This is a genomic window from Corynebacterium suedekumii, assembly GCF_030252185.1.
GTDB classification, from domain to species: Bacteria; Actinomycetota; Actinomycetes; order Mycobacteriales; family Mycobacteriaceae; genus Corynebacterium; species Corynebacterium suedekumii.
Genome location: NZ_CP126970.1, coordinates 473,577 through 489,491 on the forward strand (window position 1 = coordinate 473,577; position 15,915 = coordinate 489,491).

Genomic DNA, 15,915 nt, shown 5'->3' on the forward strand with positions numbered 1-15,915 from the left:
ACCACGGGGGAGACGATGACATAACTGCCGCTGGGGGCAGCACGCACGTTGGCGGTCGAGTGGACGAGCCGTGGCATTGTTCTGCCGTCCTGTCCGCTCACACGCGAAGGGGAACAACGCTCGCCGTGCTGTTACTACTTGGAGCCCTGACCGTCGCCGCCGTCGTCGCGCCGGTCCTCATCCGGACCATGGGCCGGTCCGCCTTCATCCTGCTGGCCGTCCCCCCGGCGGTCGGTTTTTTCTGGGTCCTGTCCCTGTTCACCGGCGGCACCTTCCATGACGGAGGTGACGTCCAGGTCACCATGGAATGGATGGCCAGCGCCCACCTCAACCTGGACTTCCGGCTCGATGCACTGGCTGGGCTGTTCAGCCTCATCATCCTCGGCGTCGGTGCCCTGGTGCTGTTCTACTGCTGGGGCTACTTCGACTCCAACCCCCGGCGCCTGTCCATCTTCGGCGCCCAGATGGTGGCCTTCGCCATGGCCATGTTCGGCCTGGTCACCTCCGACAACCTCCTGCTGATGTACATCTTCTGGGAGATCACGTCGGTGCTGTCGTTCCTGCTCGTCGGCTACTACGGCGAGCGTGCGTCCTCGCGGCGCTCCGCCGGCCAGGCACTCATGGTCACCACCCTCGGCGGCCTGGCCATGCTCGTGGGCATCATCCTGCTGGGCCGGCTCACCGGCATCTGGCGACTCTCGGAGATCCCGGCGTTCACCGAGTTCGCCACCACCCCGTACATCACCGCCGCCGTGGTGCTCATCCTCGCCGGTGCGCTGACCAAGTCCGCCATCGCCCCGGGGCACTTCTGGCTGCCCGGCGCGATGGCCGCCCCCACCCCGGTCTCCGCCTACCTGCACTCCGCGGCCATGGTGAAGGCGGGCATCTATCTGGTGGCCCGGCTGGCACCGGACTTCCAGGTCGTGTCCACCTGGCACCTCGTGGTCATCCCCCTGGCCCTGGGCACCATGCTCATGGGCGGCTGGATGGCGCTGCGGCAGAAGGACCTCAAGCTCATCCTCGCCTACGGCACGGTCTCCCAGCTGGGTTTCATCACCGCGACGGTGGCCATCGGCTCCCGGGAGGCGATGCTCGCCGGCCTGGCGCTGACCTTCGCGCATTCGCTGTTCAAGGCGACCCTGTTCATGATCGTCGGCGCCATCGACCACACCTCCGGCACGCGCGACATCCGGGAGCTGTCCGGCCTGGGCCGGAAGCAGCCGTTCATCGCGGTGCTGGCGATCATCTCGGCGGCGTCGATGGCCGGCATCCCGCCGCTGTTCGGTTTCGTGGCCAAGGAGTCGGTACTGGAGGCGGTACTGCACGAGGAGCTGCTCCTCGGCATGCCGCGCAGCATGATGCTCGTGGCCATGGTCGTCGGCTCGGTCCTGACCATGGCGTACTCGCTGCACTTCCTCTACGGTGCCTTCGCCACGAAGAAGCCCGGGCACGTCAGCGGGGGCGGCACCTCCGACGCGGTGGCGCAGATGCACACCATCGGCCCGAGCCTGTGGCTGGCCCCGGCGGTCCTCACCGCCTGCACCATCGTCTTCGGCCTCCTGCCCGGGCCGCTGTCGAACGCCATCACCCTGCACCTGGACAACGTGTTCCCGCTGCCCGAGGGGGAGAAGGGCGGTTACCTCGCCCTGTGGCACGGCTTCACCCTCCCGCTGCTGCTGTCCGCCATCATCATCGTCGGCGGTGTGCTCATGCACTGGCAGCGTGACGTGGTCTCCCGCGCGCAGTTCGAGACCCCGGCACTCGGCAGCGCCGACGCCGCCTACGACAAGGTCCTCGACTTCTTCCGCCGGGTCTCCCTGCGCCTGACGGCGTCGACCCAGCGAGGTTCGCTCTCGGCCAACCTGTCCATCATCTTCGGTGTCCTCATCGCCCTGCCGTTGGCCGCCCTGGTCCTCGGCGACCGCAACGACGTCCGGATGGTGCTGTGGGATTCGCCGTGGCAGGCACTGGCGTCGGTGATCATCATCGTCGCCGCCATCGCGGCCACCCGGATGGACAACCGCCTGTCCGGGGCCATCTTCGTCGGTGTCACCGGCTACTCCATCGCCGCGATCTTCGCGCTCCAGGGCGCACCGGACCTGGCGCTGACCCAGACGCTGGTGGAGACCATCGTCATGGTGCTGTTCATGCTCGTCCTGCGCAAGCTGCCCACCTCCACCGAGTGGACCCAGTCCCCGCAGGCCGACCGCCTGCGCGCCTGGCTCTCTGTCGCGGTGGGCCTGGCCGTCACCGTCGTCGCACTGTTCGCCATCAACGCCCGGACGGCCGAGCCGATCTCCGGTGCCATGCCCGATCTGGCGTACGAGATCGGCCACGGCGCCAACACCGTCAACGTCCTGCTCGTGGACCTGCGTGCGTGGGACACCTTCGGTGAGATCTCGGTGCTGGTCATCGCGGCCACCGGTGTCGCCTCGCTCATCTACCGCACCCGCTCCTTCGCCCGCCCTTCGCGCCGCCCGACCCTCCGGGTCACCGGCCGACGCTGGCTGGCCGCGGGTGTGGAGACGGAGAAGCAGCAGAACCGCTCCCTCATGGTGGACGTGGCCACCCGTATCCTCTTCCCGTCGATGATGGCCCTGTCGCTGTACTTCTTCTTCGCCGGCCACAACGCGCCCGGCGGTGGTTTCGCTGGCGGCCTCGTCGCCGCGCTGGCCTTTACTCTGCGCTACCTCGCGGGTGGCCGCGCGGAGCTCGAGGAGGCCCTGCCCATCGACGCCGGCCGAATCCTCGGCACCGGCCTCATCCTCTCCGCCGCGGCGGCCATCTGGCCGATGTTCCTCGGCTACCCGCCGTTGACCTCCGCGTACGACTCGGTGGATCTGCCGCTCATCGGCAACATGTCGCTGCCGTCGGCGCTGCTGTTCGACGCCGGCGTGTACGCCATCGTCGTCGGCCTGATCATGCACATCCTCAACTCCCTGGGCGGCCAGCTCGACATGGAGGAAGAGATGCGTAAGCAGCGCGCCCGCGACCGCGCCAGGTCCATGGCGCGCGCCGCGGAGCGGCGACAACAGCAGGCGGCGAAACCCCCTGCGGCCGCAACGAGCGGATCCACTGGATCCACAGCGGCGTCGATAAGCCAGAACCCCACCGGAAAGGAGAAGTAGATGGTCGCCAATCTCTTCCTGCTGCTGGCCTCCGGCGCGCTCATCTCCGCCGGTGTGTACCTCGTGCTCGACCGCGCGATGACCAAGATGATGCTCGGCCTCATGCTCATCGGCAACGGCGCGAACCTGCTCATCCTGCAGGCGGGCGGCGAGGCCGGCTCCCCGCCGATCGTCGGGCGCGACAGCGAGGTCTACGACGACGTCATCGCCGACCCGCTGGCACAGGCGATGATCCTCACCGCCATCGTCATCTCGATGGCCATGACCGCCTTCATCCTCACCCTGGCCTACCGCCAGTACCGCTACCGCACCGCGGACGTCATCGAGGACGACGTGGAGGATGCCGCCATCGCGGCACGTCCAGCCACCGCCAGCGCGGCACCGGACCACGACGCCTCCGACGACCCCGAGACCGGACGCATGACCTCCGAGGGCGACAGCTTCGGCCCGCGGTCCTTCGAGGCACCCGTGAAGGCAGGCGAAGATGACTGAGTACTTCACCGGCTACGTGGACACCCTCCTGCCCTACATGCCCTACCTCATCCCGCTGCCGGTCATCCTGCCGGCGGTGGCCGCGGCCCTGGCCCTGCTCGCCGGGCGCCACCCGCACATCCAGCGCACCATCGCCCTGGGCACCCTGCTCGGGCTCATCGTCCTCACCGCCTCCCTGGTGCTCGTCGCTGACCTGCAGGGCATCCAGACGGTGCAGATCGGCGGCTGGGACGCCCCCGTCGGCATCACCCTCGTGGCCGACCGGTTGTCGGCCCTCATGCTCACCGTCTCCTCCATGGTCCTGTTCTGCGTCATGTGGTACGCCATCAGCCAGGGTGTGCGCGACGGCGGCAAGGACGAACCCGTCGCGGTGTTCCTGCCCACCTACATGCTGCTGACCATGGGCGTGAACATGTCCTTCCTCGCGGGCGACCTGTTCAACCTCTACGTCGGCTTCGAGGTGTTCCTCGTCGCCTCCTACGTCCTGCTCACCCTCGGCGCCTCGCCCTCGCGCGTGCGCGCCGGCGTCTCCTACGTCATGGTCTCCATGGTCTCCTCCATGGTCTTCCTTTTCGGCCTGGCCATGGTCTACGCCGCGGTGGGCACGGTCAACCTGGCCCAGATCGGCATGCGGATGGAGGACGTGCCCACCGGCACCCGCGCCGCCATCTTCGGCGTGCTGCTCGTCGCCTTCGGCATCAAGGCCGCCGTCTTCCCCCTCGACGCCTGGCTGCCCGACTCCTACCCCACCGCCCCCTCCCTGGTCACCGCCGTCTTCGCCGGCCTGCTGACCAAGGTCGGCGTGTACTCGATCATCCGCATGCGCTCCACGGTGTTCACCGACGGCTCCCTCGACGGGCTGCTCATGTGGGTGGCGCTGGCCACCATGATCGTGGGCATCCTCGGTGCGATGGCGCAGAACGACATCAAACGACTCCTGTCGTTCACCCTGGTCAGCCACATCGGCTACATGATCTTCGGCATCGCCCTCGGCTCCGCCCAGGGCCTGTCCGGCGCCATCTTCTACGCCGTGCACCACATTCTCGTGCAGACCGCCCTGTTCCTCGTCGTCGGTCTCATCGAACGCCAGGCCGGCACCTCCTCGCTGCGACGCCTCGGCTCCCTGGCCTACACCGCCCCCGTCGTCGCCGTGCTCTACTTCATCCCGGCGATCAACCTCGGCGGCATCCCGCCCTTCTCCGGCTTCCTGGGCAAGATCATCCTCCTCGAGGCCGGCGCCAACGAGGGCAGCTGGCAGGCGTGGGTCCTCATCGGCGGCGCCGTGATCACCTCCCTGCTCACCCTCTACGTCATGGTCCTCGTCTGGTCCAAGGGCTTCTGGCGCGACCGCAAGGACGCCCCCGAGGGCAACATCGCCATGGCCCGCCCCGCCCCGCTGGCCGACGTCACCGACGAGGTGGAGTTCGGCGAGCGTGACGACGTCGGCCGCATCCCCGTCGGCATGGTCGCCTCCACCACCACCCTCATCGCCGCCTCCCTCGCCGTGTCCTTCCTCGCGGGCCCGCTCTCCAGCGTCACCGGCCGCGCCGCCGAATCCGCCCAGGACATCAGCATCTACCGCACCGCCGTGCTCGGCGAGGACTACGACAACCCCTCCCGCACCCTCGACCAGCAGCGCCTCGACGACGGCTCCGACGACCTGGAGAACCGCGACCACCGGCTGCCTGAACCGGAACCCGCCGTCTCCACCGCGCCGGCCGCGCCCACCGAGTCCCCCGCAGAGGAGGAGGAGAACTGATGCTCGCCGGAATCTCCCGCCGCTTCCGCCCCTGGTTCATCGTCTGGATCACCCTCATGTGGTGCCTGCTCATGGGCGAGTTCACCTGGGCCAACGTCATCAGCGGCCTGCTCGTCGGCTTCGTCGTGGTCATGGCGCTGCCCCTGCCGGCGATGCCCATCGCCGGACTCCAGGTCCGCTGGCTGTCCCTGGCCGGCTACCTGCTCATCTGGGTCAAGGACCTGTTCGTCGCCTCCTTCAAGGTGGCGTGGCTGGCCCTGCGACCGGCGGCCCCGCCGCAGACCGCCGTGCTCCAGGTGCCCATGCGGGTGTCCTCGGAGCTGATCCTGTCGTTCGCCACGGTGCTGTACAACCTGCAGCCGGGTGGTTCGGTCAGCGACATCGACATCGCCAACCGCATGTGGACCGTCCACCTGCTCGACGCCGGCACCGAGGAGGCCCTGGCCCGGGAGATCGCCGCCATCGCCACCCTGGAACGCCGCCTCATCCACATCTTCGAGAGGAGCTGACCCCATGGACCCCGCCATCTACAACGGCGTCCTCCTGGTCGCCGCCGTCATGTTCGCCCTGTCATTCATCATCATGACCTGGCGCATCCTCGTCGGCCCCAACTCACTCGACCGCATGCTCGGCCTCGACGGTTTCATCGCCATGCTGCAGTGTGCCCTGGCCACCTACATCTGCTGGTCGCTGGACACCACCGTCGCCAACGCCATGCTCGTCATCGCGCTGCTCGGCTTCATCGCCTCGGTGTCCGTCGCCCGCTTCCGCAAGAGGGACGGTAGCTGATCATGACCTACTCACTGTTCGCCGATGTCGCGTCCCTGGCCCTCATCCTCACCGGCGCGTTCCTGGTCTTCTCCGCGGCCGTCGGCGTCGTCCGCTTCCAGGACACCATGTCCCGGGTCCACGCGATCACCAAGCCGCAGACCACGGGCCTGATCCTCACCATCCTCGGCGCGCTGCTGCGGGTGACCGGTTCCGCGGACTTCGGCGTCGCCGAACGCGGTGACCTCGGGGTGCTCGTCCTGCTGGTCATCTTCGCGGCCCTGACCTCCCCGGTCACCGCCCAGCGCCTCGGCCGTGTCTCCCGCCGCGAGGGCCTCTACGGTGACGCCGACACCATGTCGCGCAACGACGCTCCCGCCGAGAAGTCCCTGCGCCGGCGATGAGCACACGGTTACGGGGAGCGCCGACGCTCATCGTCGCGTTGACGGCTCTGGTGCTGTGGATCCTCGACCGCGAGTCGACGGTGCCCGAGGGCTTCAACCTCGGCCTGCACACCCCCTCCGACCTCACCGTCTACCTCCTCGGCGGCCAACGCGTCAACGACGGCGGCGACCTCTACGCCACTCCCCTGCTCGGTGACCTGCCGTTCACCTACCCGCCGTTCGCCGCCGCGGTCTTCCGCTGGCTGGCCACCCTGAGCCCCGACCTGGCGACGATCCTGTGGCAGACCGCCAACCTCGCCGCCCTGGCCGGCGTCATCCTCCTCGTCCTGCACGAACGCGGCAAGCGTATCGACGCCCCCGCCATCGCCGTCGGTCTCCTCCTCACCGTCGCCATGCTCGCCTTCGAGCCGGTGCGCGGCAGCTTCTACTACGGCCAGATCAACCTGCTGCTCCTGCTGCTCATCGCCTGCGACATCCTGCCCCGCCACAACCGCTGGCCCGGCATCGGCGTCGGCCTGGCCGCCGGACTCAAGCTCACCCCCGCCTTCACCGGCCTCATCTTCCTGCTCCAGCGCCGCTGGTGGGCGGCGCTGATCTCCGTGGGCACCTTCCTGGTCACCGTCATCATCGGGTTCCTCTTCGTCCCCGACGCGATGACCTTCTGGCGCGAGGCGATGTTCAACTCCGACCGCGTCGGCGTGCACGCCAACCCCGGCGCCCAGTCGTGGCGGTCAGTCCTCGAGCGGGTCCTGGGTGTCGAGTCCACCGCGGTGTGGCTGGTGGCCGTGGTCCTCACAGTCGCGGCCGTCGCCCTGGGTGTGTGGGTGGCACTGCGTCGCGACAACCGCAGCATGGCCCTGGTCATCGCCGGCATCGGTTCCTCCCTGGTCTCCCCGTTCTCCTGGTTCCACCACTGGGTCTGGGTCGTGCCGCTGGCCGTGTGCCTCATCGTCGGCGTCACCGACCTGCTCGGCCGCACGTGGTGGTCCGCCCAGCTCGGCGCGCTACTCTCCCTGGTCGCCGTCGCCCTGGTGTCCCTGCCCTGGGCGAGTGCGATCCTCTGGCCGGACCTGTCCTTCCACGGCGCCGCCGACGACCCCACCGCCCCGTGGAACCTCGCCTTCACCCTCTTCGGGCTGCTGGTCATCCTCGGCTACACCGCCCTCGGATTCGCCGCCGAGGCATTCAGCGCAGGAAGTCGGCGACCTCCGCGGCGAAACGATGCGGATCCTGCTCGTACCACGGTGCCGGACCGGCCGGGACGGTGACGCTCGCGGCATCGCGAAGCGGGGAGGTCGTGCTGGTGAACACCAGGACCGGGATGTCCAGGCTCTCGACTGCGCCGCGCAGATCGGTGCCGCGGGCGGACTCGAGGCTCGCCAGCGCCTGATCCTTGTCCATGCCGCGCCGGCGGAACAGGAACTTCGGCACCAGTTTCATCGCGCGCAGCTGGGCACTGACCATCTCCTCGTCGACCGCGAGGACCGGCTCGGAGAGGATGAGGTGGCTGACCCGGCGCGGCTGGGCGACCGCGAGCCCCGCGGCGACGAGCGCGCCGATGCCGTGACCGGCCGGGGCGACCCGGCGCAGCTCGTTGCGGTCCAGGAAGGTCTCCGCCGCCTGCTGCTGCTCCGCCGGCGTCCCGGTGCCGAGGTTCGGCAACTTCGGGGTGATCCCGGCCGGCAGGGCCTGGACGACCCCGGTGAAGGTGTCCGGCATCCGGCCGGCCGGGTGCAGCAGGACCAGGGTGGTGGTGTCAGTGGCCACGGGGCTTCAGCTCCTCCATCTCATCGCAGGTGGCGTCGATGACCGGTTTCCAGTCACGGTGCACCAGGTACCCGCGGCGCTGCCGCTGGTAGCCGGCCCCGCGTTCGAGGATCTCCTCGATGAGCCGGAGCTCGTCGAGACAGCCCAGCTCAGCAGCCAGGGGCGAGAGCTCGTCGACGAGGTCGGTCAGTTCCTCGGTGACCCAGCGCTCGTCGGTCTCCCGGGAGGTGATCACCAGGGACTCCAGGCCGTAGCGGGCGGCGCGCCACTTGTTCTCCGCGACATGCCACGGCTGGAGGATCGGCAGCTTTTCCCCGCGGTCGATCATCCGGTCGTAGTGCACCACCAGGCAGTGGGTCAGGGCGACGACAGCGGAGAGTTCCCGCAGATTGGAGGTGGCATCGGCGACGCGGACCTCGATGGTGCCCCACTTCGCGGCCGGGCGGATGTCGAAGTGCATGGACCCGGTGTGGTTGATCACCCCGGAGATGCCCTGATCATGCATGTAGGACTCCCACTCCGCCCAGGTGGTGAACTGGTAGGGCAGTCCGGCGGTGGGAAGCTGCTGGTAGAGCATCGTCCGGTTGGAGGCGTAGCCGGTGTCGATCCCGTCCCATCCCGGCGACGAGGCCGTCAGCGCGAGCATGTGCGGGTACTTGGTCATCAGGGCGTTGATGATCGGCCACACCCGGTCCTCGTGGCTGATGCCGACGTGGACGTGCACGCCCCAGATGAGCATCTGCTGACCCCAGTAGCGGGTGCGTTCGATGATCTCGGCGTAGGTCATCTTCGCGGAGACGGGATTCTTCCGGAAGTCCGAGAACGGGTGGGAGCCGGAGGCCCACAGGCGCAGGCCGAGGGAGTCGGCGGCCTCCTTCACGCAGGCCAGGTCATGGGCGAGCTCGTCGATCGCCTCGGGCACGGTGTCGTGGACACCGGTGACCAGTTCGACGGTGTTCTGCAGGAATTCCTTCTCCAGGTGCACCTCGGGGTGGTGCGCCGCGACGTGGTCGATGACGTCGACGGCCTTCGGCGCCAGATCCCGGGTCTCCGGATCGATGAGCCCGATCTCCCATTCGACGCCCAGGGTGGGGGCCGGTGAGCGTCGGAACGGGATGGGCTCGATCGGCATGGGGGCTCCTTAGAGGGCGACCTGGTTCACCAGGACCAGGGTGATGTCGTTGCGGCCGTCGGTCTCCGCGGGCAGGACCGGGTCGTACTCGCGGGCGACGCCGCGGACCCGGTCGGCCAGCTCGCGGGCGCGCTGTTCGGCGTCCGGGTTGCCGGGCTGGAAGTAGACGGTGTTCTCGGGCAGGATCTGGTCGGCCAGGTTGCCGACCTCTCCGACATCGTAACCCTGGTCATCGAGGGTGGTGGCCACATCGTTGGCCAGATTCGGCACGGTGGAGTTGTTGAGGACGTGCAGGCGGGCCGGCTCGTCGGCACCGTCAGCGCCGCCGGTGGGAGCGGGAGCCGGCACCGGGGCGTCGGCGGACTCGCCCGGCCGGTCGGCCTCGTCCGACTGCTCGGCCTCCCCGGATTCCTCGGCCCGCTCGAGGTCGGCGGGTTCCTCCGTCGACTCGGCGGGCGCGGTCTCGGTGGCCGCGACGGTGGTCTCCTCGGCCGGGGCGTCGGCGGCGGTGTCACCCGAGTCGTCCCGGGTCATGGCGTAGAGGCCCCACAGGCCGAGCAGGACGGCGACGGCGATGAGCACCATCGCCAGGCCGCGCAGCGGCAGTCCGGCACCAGCCCCGCCGCCGGCAGCGGTGGAGCCGTCAGTGGTCGGCTGGTCGTGGTCGTCCCGGGGGTCCTGGTTGTCCTGATTCACATGAGTCACATCCGTCACTCTAGTCTCCGGCGCGTGCCGAACGCTCAACGGCACGCCGGTCACGGATACGGCGCAGACGCGCCGTGAGGGAGGGATGTGCGAACATGGCCGCGGGGACGTCGATAAGCAGATTGAGACGCTGGTAGTAACGCACCGGACTGATCCCCAACTGCGCCCGGATCGCCTCCTCCTTCGCCCCCGCCGACCTCGGCGCACGCTCCTCGAAGGCGAGGAGACGGGCGTCGGAATCACTGAGGTCGGGCATGCCTAAACTGTAGGCCATGACTGTCCGACCGATCGTGATCCACGGCGACCCCGTCCTGCACACGCCCACCGAGCCCGTCGACCCCGCCACCATCGGCTCCGACGAGATGCAGAACCTCATCGCCGACATGTACGAGACCATGGAGATCGCCCACGGCGTCGGCCTGGCCGCCAACCAGATCGGCGTGAACAAGCGCCTGTTCGTCTACCACTGCCCCGACGTCGACGGCCCCGACGGCAGCGAGAAACCCGACGGCGGCATGCGCAAGGGCTGCGTGATCAACCCCGTCCTGGAGACCTCCGAGATCCCCGCCACCATGCCCGCCGACGACGGCACCGACGACGAAGGCTGCCTCTCCGTGCCCGGCGAAGGCTTCCCCACCCCACGCGCCGACCACGCCCGCGTCACCGGCCTCGACGAGAACGGCGAGCAGATCAGCGTCGAAGGATACGGCTTCTTCGCCCGCTGCCTCCAGCACGAGGTCGGCCATCTCGACGGCTTCGTCTACACCGACGTCCTCATCGGCCGCTACAAGCGCCAGGCCAAGAAGGCCATCAAGGCCAACGGATGGACCGAGGCCGGCCTGACCTGGATGCCCGGTGAAGACGAGGACCCCTTCGGCCACTAGGCCCGGGCACCCCATGGGAATCTTCCGCTCCGACCAGGTCAACGTCGGCGACCGGGTGGTCGTCCGCCGCCTCCTGCCCGACACCCCCGGCCACCTCAGCGACATCATCGGCCACGTCCTGTCCGTCGATCCGCTCATCGTGCGCCCCCAGGCCGTCGGCGGGTTCGAATCCTCCGCCGAGGCAGTGGAGATCCCCGCTTCACTGATCAAGGTGGTGAAGAAACTATCCCCGCGGCGGGTACGCAACTCCGACATCCGCGCCGTCGAGGTCGCCACCGCCAAAGCTTTCCCCGGCATCGAACACACCTGGGCCGACGGCGGCCAGTGGCTCATGCGCGCCGGCGACGGCATCACCGAGCGCTCCAACTCCGCCGCCCCGCTCGGCACCTCCGCGGGTTTCGACGCCGTCCCCCTCGACGAGATCGCCGCGTTCTACGCCCGCCACGATCTGCCGGTCCGGCTGCTCATCCCCGAGCGCATCGGCGCACCGGCCGAGAAACTCATCAATGCCGGCGGATGGGACCTCGGCCCCGAAATCATCGTCATGACCAGGTCTCTGACGGATGTTCCGGAGGTGAATGCCGGTGACCTGTCATTCCGCATCGACGACCAGCCCGACGCCGACTGGCTGGACCTCTACCACTTCCGCGGCCGAGCGCTGCCCGTCCACGCCCTCGAGCTGCTGCGCGAACAGATCGACGGCCGCATGGGCTTCGCCCGCCTGCTCACCCCGAATGGCGAGACGGTGGCCATCACCCGCGGCACCCTCACCGAATCCGGCGACGGGCGACGCTGGCTCGGCTACTCTGCGGTCGAGGTCGCCGCAGCGTACCGTAGACAAGGCCTGGGCACCCGACTGGGCCAGGAGATGCTGCACTGGGGCGCGGCCTCGGGTGCCGATGGCGCCTACCTGCAGGTCATCGCCTCCAACGCCGCCGGCCGGGCGTTGTACACCAAGCTCGGATTCGTCGAGCACCACCGGCACCGGTACGCGGAACAGGTCGCGTCGTAAAAGTACGTCTCGTAATTACGAGACACTGAGGTCCCGTTAGCACCGAGCTTCCGGACCTAAGAGCGCCCGGGGACGTCGTAATTACGAGACCGACACATACGACCGCCACCGAGGTCAGGTCCGCGACCGTTTCGGCATCCTCAGGGCGTTCGATGTGGAGTAGGTAGTCTGTAGTGCATGCGCATCGTCACCTGGAACGTCAACTCCGTGCGCACCCGCGCGGACCGCATCGTGGAGTTTCTGCACCGCCACGACGTGGACGTCCTGGCGATGCAGGAGACCAAGGTCACAGACGAGAAGTTCCCCTACGACCGCTTCACCGACGCAGGCTACGAGGTCGCGCATGTGGGCCGCAACCAGTGGAACGGTGTCGCGATCGTGTCCCGGGTGGGCATCGCGGACGTCGAGAAGCAGTTCCCGGGCCAGCCCGGATTCGACAAGGACCCGGGGAAGCCGCAGGACGTCGAGGCGCGTGCCATCGGCGCGACCTGCGGCGGCGTGCGCGTGTGGAGCCTGTACGTGCCCAACGGCCGGGAGATCGCTGACCCGCACTACGACTACAAACTGCGCTGGCTGTACAACCTGCGCTTCCACGTGCAGGACCAGCTGCGCACCGACCCGGACACCCGGGCCGTCTACCTCGGCGACTTCAACATCGCACCGCTCGACCGCGACGTGTGGGACATTGACTTCTTCGACGGCAAGACCCACATCACCGAACCGGAACGGCAGGCGTTCGATGCGCTTATCGACGCCGGCCTCACCGAGGTCACCCGCCCCCTGACACGTGAGCACTACACCTACTGGGACTACAAGGGCATGCGGTTCCAGAAGGGCGAGGGCATGCGCATCGACTTCCAGCTGGCCACCCCGGCGCTGGCGGCGACGGCCCGCACCGGTTTCGTCGACATCGAGGAACGCTCCGGCAAGGGCGCCTCCGACCATGCCCCCGTCGTCGTCGACTACCTGCCGCGCGAGTCCTCGGCGGCCTTCGACGAGGTCCGCTGACGCCGCCGTGAACATCTCGATCGACCTCGACACCTGGCAGATGATCGGCCTGATCATCGACTACTCCATCAAGATCCTCGCCATCGGCTTCGTGCCGGAGGGCAGGCGCCCGAGTTCGTCGACCGCCTGGCTGCTCGCCATCCTCCTCCTGCCGTTCATCGGCCTGCCCCTGTTCCTGCTCATGGGCTCGCCCTACATCAACCGGCGCCGACACCGGATCCAGCAGGAGGCCAACGCCATGATCGAGGGCGTGCAGTCGCACGTCCCCGACTTCCCCGAACACGCCGACCTGTCCCGGGACGTGCAGTCCATCGTCCGCCTCAACCGGCACCTGACCAACATCCCCGCGGTGGCCAGCCACAACCGGGGCCTGCACGCCGACTACGAGGAGACCATGCGGCGGATGGCCGCCGCCGTGGACACCGCCACCGACCACGTCCACGTGGAGATCTACATCACCTCCTGGGACGAGACCACCGACGTGTTTTTCCGCGCCCTGGAACGCGCCGTCCAACGCGGCGTCAAGGTGCGCTACCTCTTCGACCAGATCGGCTCCCTCAAGTACCCCGGCTACCTCAAGCTGGGCCGTCGGCTCACCGAGATCGGCGTGGACTGGCAGCTCATGCTGCCCCTGAAGCCCTGGCGTTTCCGCTTCCGCCGGCCCGACCTGCGCAACCACCGCAAGCTGCTCATCATCGACGACCGGCTCGGTTTCCTCGGCTCCATCAACATGATCGACCGCTCCTACCAGCTGACGTCCAACATCCGGGCCGGCCGGCAGTGGGTCGACGTCATGGTCGAACTCACCGGCCCGGTGGTGGCGTCGATGGCCTTCGTCTTCGCCGTCGACTGGTACACCGAGACCGACGAACTCCTCGACATCGAACCACCCGAGGACGACGGCGACGACTCCGCCCTCGAGGAAGAGGAAGAACGCAACATCGTCCAGCTCGTCCCCTCCGGCCCCGGCTACACCACCGAACCGGTGCTGCGGATGTTCAACTCCATCGTCCACCTGGCCAAGGACCGCCTGGTGTTGTGCTCGCCGTACTTCATCCCCGACGAATCCCTCCTCGAGGCGGTCACCTCCGCCTGCTACCGCGGCGTGGACGTCCACCTGCTGGTGTCCGAGAAATCCGACCAGTTCATGGTCCACCACGCCCAGTCGTCCTACTACCAGGCGCTGCTGGAGGCGGGTGTGCACATCCACCTGTTCCCCAGCCCGTACGTGCTGCACACGAAGTTCATCCTCGCCGACCCGGATTCGGCGGGCGAGTCCCTGGGCACGGTCGGCTCCTCCAACATGGACATGCGCAGCTTCGGACTCAACTACGAGTCCACGCTCATGATCACCCACGGCGACATCATCGACGATCTCAACCGGCTCGCCGACGCCTACTTCGCCGTGTCCCGGGTCCTCACCCTCGAGGAGTGGAACAAACGCGGATTCTTCCGCCGCTACGTGGACAACGTCATGAAGCTGACGTCCGCGATCCAGTAGCCGTACCGGACGATCCCTGCCGGCCGGCGTAGACCGCCCCGGCCAGGGACAGCACCGCACAAGTGACCATGCCGATCGCCATGGTCAGGCCCGGATCATCCCCCAGCCCCATGAGCGGGCTGGTCAGCCCGGCGAGGCCGAACTGGGCGAACCCCATGAGCGCCGACGCGGACCCGGCGCGCTCCCGCACCAGACCGGTACCCAGCGCGGTGGCGTTACCCATGATGATGCCGTTCTGGCTCACCGCGATGAACAGCAGCACCAGGATCAGCCACGTCACCGGGGCGACCGCCATGACGATGAGCAGCACGATCGTGGTGGCCACGAGAACACCTAAGGCGGTGAGCAGGATGCGGTGGGTGGGCACCTTCCCGATGAGCCGCCCGTTGAGGAACGTGCCGGCGATGATGCCCACGCCGTTGAACCCGAAGATGAGCGCGTACTCGCGGGCCGTGAATCCCAGCTGCTCCTGGAACAGGAACGGGGAGGCGGAGATGTAGCAGAACATGGTGGAGAAGGCGAGGGCGAAACACACCAGATAGCCGCGGTAGCCGGAGCTGCGGAGCACGTAGGCGTAGTTGCCCAGGATGCCGCGGACGGTCGCGGGGCTGCGTTCCTCGGCCGGCTTGGATTCCCGGACCACGAACACCACGACGAGCAGCTGCGCCAGGGCCAGACCGGCGAGCACCCAGAACAGCCCGCGCCACCCGATCGGCTCGAGCAGCAGGCCGCCGGCCACCGGCGCGAGGATCGGGGCGACACCCTGGATGGTCATGAGGAGAGCGAACGCCTTGGCCGCCGCGGGCCCCTTCGCCAGGTCGGGGATGACGGCGCGGGAGAGGACGACGCACGCCCCCGACCCCAGGCCCTGGATGAGCCGGGCGAGAATGAGCACCTCGATGGTCGGGGCGAGGGCCGCCAGCACCGCCGCACCGAGGGCGACCACCGCGCCGGCGAGCATGAGCCGGTGTCGGCCGACCGCATCCGAGATCGGGCCGATGATGAGCTGACCGAACGCCAGGCCCGCGAGGAAGCCCGACAGTGTCAGCTGGACCATTGGCTGGGTGGTCGTCAGATCCGCCACGATGCCCGGCAGCGCCGGAAGGTACATGTCGATGGAGAACGGCGCCGACGCCGACAGCAGCGCCAGCCCCATGAGGAGCGGGATCGTGAGCTGCTGCTTTCCCGGCTGATCACCGGGGTGGGGCCGCGGAGCTGGGGTGCGTGTCATTCCGAACACCCTAGTCCACCGGCAACGGCCACCTCGGCCACGTGGGGCGGGCGGTGCTAGATTCAAGATGGACAGACCATTGAGATCAGGTGTCCGGCGGATGAACAGGGCGTGGAAGGGGTGA

At 68.4% G+C, this 15,915-nt stretch carries 16 protein-coding genes; 11 read left to right on the forward strand and 5 right to left on the reverse strand.

What is annotated here, in order from left to right; genetic code table 11:
• The first annotated feature begins 125 nt into the window (after nucleotides 1-125).
• The 7 genes from QP029_RS02410 to QP029_RS02440 are packed head-to-tail and all read left to right on the forward strand — an operon-like array spanning nucleotide 126 to nucleotide 7,819.
• The gene (locus QP029_RS02410; protein ID WP_284875282.1) at nucleotides 126-3,128 is read left to right on the forward strand and encodes a Na+/H+ antiporter subunit A; all 3,003 of its coding nucleotides are present in this window, start codon (nucleotides 126-128) and stop codon (nucleotides 3,126-3,128) included.
• Nucleotides 3,129-3,620, forward strand: coding sequence for a Na(+)/H(+) antiporter subunit C (locus QP029_RS02415; RefSeq protein ID WP_284875283.1), 492 nt, complete (start codon nucleotides 3,129-3,131; stop codon nucleotides 3,618-3,620).
• The gene (locus tag QP029_RS02420; protein WP_284875284.1) at nucleotides 3,613-5,379 is read left to right on the forward strand and encodes a Na+/H+ antiporter subunit D; all 1,767 of its coding nucleotides are present in this window, start codon (nucleotides 3,613-3,615) and stop codon (nucleotides 5,377-5,379) included. The genes QP029_RS02415 and QP029_RS02420 overlap by 8 nt, the downstream gene beginning before the upstream one ends.
• Nucleotides 5,379-5,888, forward strand: coding sequence for a Na+/H+ antiporter subunit E (locus QP029_RS02425; protein ID WP_284875285.1), 510 nt, complete (start codon nucleotides 5,379-5,381; stop codon nucleotides 5,886-5,888). Before QP029_RS02420 ends, QP029_RS02425 begins: the two co-directional genes overlap by 1 nt.
• Nucleotides 5,889-5,892: 4 nt before the next feature.
• On the forward strand, nucleotides 5,893-6,168 hold the full coding sequence (locus tag QP029_RS02430; RefSeq protein ID WP_284875286.1) for a monovalent cation/H+ antiporter complex subunit F: 276 nt from the start codon (nucleotides 5,893-5,895) through the stop codon (nucleotides 6,166-6,168).
• A gap of 2 nt (nucleotides 6,169-6,170) precedes the next feature.
• Nucleotides 6,171-6,551 carry a monovalent cation/H(+) antiporter subunit G gene (locus QP029_RS02435; RefSeq protein ID WP_284875287.1) on the forward strand — a complete coding sequence of 127 codons (381 nt, stop codon included), beginning with the start codon at nucleotides 6,171-6,173 and terminating at the stop codon, nucleotides 6,549-6,551.
• Nucleotides 6,548-7,819, forward strand: a complete 1,272-nt coding sequence (locus tag QP029_RS02440; RefSeq protein ID WP_284875288.1) for a glycosyltransferase 87 family protein — start codon at nucleotides 6,548-6,550, stop codon at nucleotides 7,817-7,819. The genes QP029_RS02435 and QP029_RS02440 overlap by 4 nt, the downstream gene beginning before the upstream one ends.
• On the opposite strand, the gene QP029_RS02445 is transcribed toward QP029_RS02440, so the two are convergent.
• The 4 genes from QP029_RS02445 to QP029_RS02460 are packed head-to-tail and all read right to left on the reverse strand — an operon-like array spanning nucleotide 7,737 to nucleotide 10,429.
• Complete coding sequence (locus tag QP029_RS02445; protein WP_284875289.1) at nucleotides 7,737-8,318, reverse strand: alpha/beta fold hydrolase; 582 nt, start codon at nucleotides 8,316-8,318, stop codon at nucleotides 7,737-7,739. The two genes, QP029_RS02440 and QP029_RS02445, sit on opposite strands and share 83 nt — an antisense overlap.
• Nucleotides 8,308-9,450 (reverse strand): glutamate--cysteine ligase, encoded by a 1,143-nt coding sequence (locus QP029_RS02450; protein ID WP_284875290.1) that lies wholly within the window; start codon nucleotides 9,448-9,450, stop codon nucleotides 8,308-8,310. The genes QP029_RS02445 and QP029_RS02450 overlap by 11 nt, the downstream gene beginning before the upstream one ends.
• 9 nt (nucleotides 9,451-9,459) lie before the next feature.
• Nucleotides 9,460-10,155, reverse strand: a complete 696-nt coding sequence (locus QP029_RS02455; RefSeq protein ID WP_284875291.1) for a LytR C-terminal domain-containing protein — start codon at nucleotides 10,153-10,155, stop codon at nucleotides 9,460-9,462.
• Between the two features lie 10 nt (nucleotides 10,156-10,165).
• Nucleotides 10,166-10,429, reverse strand: coding sequence for a DUF3263 domain-containing protein (locus QP029_RS02460; RefSeq protein ID WP_284875292.1), 264 nt, complete (start codon nucleotides 10,427-10,429; stop codon nucleotides 10,166-10,168).
• Here QP029_RS02460 and QP029_RS02465 point away from each other — a divergent pair.
• The 4 genes from QP029_RS02465 (at nucleotide 10,428) to cls (ending at nucleotide 14,560) form a co-directional block, all read left to right on the forward strand.
• Complete coding sequence (locus QP029_RS02465) at nucleotides 10,428-11,039, forward strand: peptide deformylase (protein ID WP_284875293.1); 612 nt, start codon at nucleotides 10,428-10,430, stop codon at nucleotides 11,037-11,039. The two genes, QP029_RS02460 and QP029_RS02465, sit on opposite strands and share 2 nt — an antisense overlap.
• Before the next feature lie 13 nt (nucleotides 11,040-11,052).
• Nucleotides 11,053-12,051, forward strand: coding sequence for an N-acetylglutamate synthase, CG3035 family (locus QP029_RS02470; RefSeq protein ID WP_284875294.1), 999 nt, complete (start codon nucleotides 11,053-11,055; stop codon nucleotides 12,049-12,051).
• A gap of 177 nt (nucleotides 12,052-12,228) precedes the next feature.
• Entirely contained in the window at nucleotides 12,229-13,059 is an 831-nt protein-coding gene (locus QP029_RS02475; RefSeq protein ID WP_284875295.1) for an exodeoxyribonuclease III, read from the forward strand.
• A gap of 7 nt (nucleotides 13,060-13,066) precedes the next feature.
• Entirely contained in the window at nucleotides 13,067-14,560 is a 1,494-nt protein-coding gene (cls, locus tag QP029_RS02480) for a cardiolipin synthase (RefSeq protein ID WP_284875296.1), read from the forward strand.
• Here the strand turns inward: cls and QP029_RS02485 are convergent.
• Complete coding sequence (locus tag QP029_RS02485; protein ID WP_284875297.1) at nucleotides 14,532-15,791, reverse strand: multidrug effflux MFS transporter; 1,260 nt, start codon at nucleotides 15,789-15,791, stop codon at nucleotides 14,532-14,534. The genes cls and QP029_RS02485 overlap by 29 nt on opposite strands.
• Between the last annotated feature and the right edge of the window lie 124 nt (nucleotides 15,792-15,915).

Bases quoted from the DNA above. Each gene is read 5' to 3' on its own strand.
- QP029_RS02415 (WP_284875283.1), top strand. From the start codon at position 3,129: ATGGTCGCCAATCTCTTCCTGCTGCTGGCCTCCGGCGCGCTCATCTCC.
- QP029_RS02420 (WP_284875284.1), top strand. From the start codon at position 3,613: ATGACTGAGTACTTCACCGGCTACGTGGACACCCTCCTGCCCTACATG.
- QP029_RS02425 (WP_284875285.1), top strand. From the start codon at position 5,379: ATGCTCGCCGGAATCTCCCGCCGCTTCCGCCCCTGGTTCATCGTCTGG.
- QP029_RS02430 (WP_284875286.1), top strand. From the start codon at position 5,893: ATGGACCCCGCCATCTACAACGGCGTCCTCCTGGTCGCCGCCGTCATG.
- QP029_RS02435 (WP_284875287.1), top strand. From the start codon at position 6,171: ATGACCTACTCACTGTTCGCCGATGTCGCGTCCCTGGCCCTCATCCTC.
- QP029_RS02440 (WP_284875288.1), top strand. From the start codon at position 6,548: ATGAGCACACGGTTACGGGGAGCGCCGACGCTCATCGTCGCGTTGACG.
- QP029_RS02450 (WP_284875290.1), bottom strand. From the start codon at position 9,450: ATGCCGATCGAGCCCATCCCGTTCCGACGCTCACCGGCCCCCACCCTG.
- QP029_RS02465 (WP_284875293.1), top strand. From the start codon at position 10,428: ATGACTGTCCGACCGATCGTGATCCACGGCGACCCCGTCCTGCACACG.
- QP029_RS02460 (WP_284875292.1), bottom strand. From the start codon at position 10,429: ATGGCCTACAGTTTAGGCATGCCCGACCTCAGTGATTCCGACGCCCGT.
- QP029_RS02470 (WP_284875294.1), top strand. From the start codon at position 11,053: ATGGGAATCTTCCGCTCCGACCAGGTCAACGTCGGCGACCGGGTGGTC.
- QP029_RS02475 (WP_284875295.1), top strand. From the start codon at position 12,229: ATGCGCATCGTCACCTGGAACGTCAACTCCGTGCGCACCCGCGCGGAC.
- QP029_RS02485 (WP_284875297.1), bottom strand. From the start codon at position 15,791: ATGACACGCACCCCAGCTCCGCGGCCCCACCCCGGTGATCAGCCGGGA.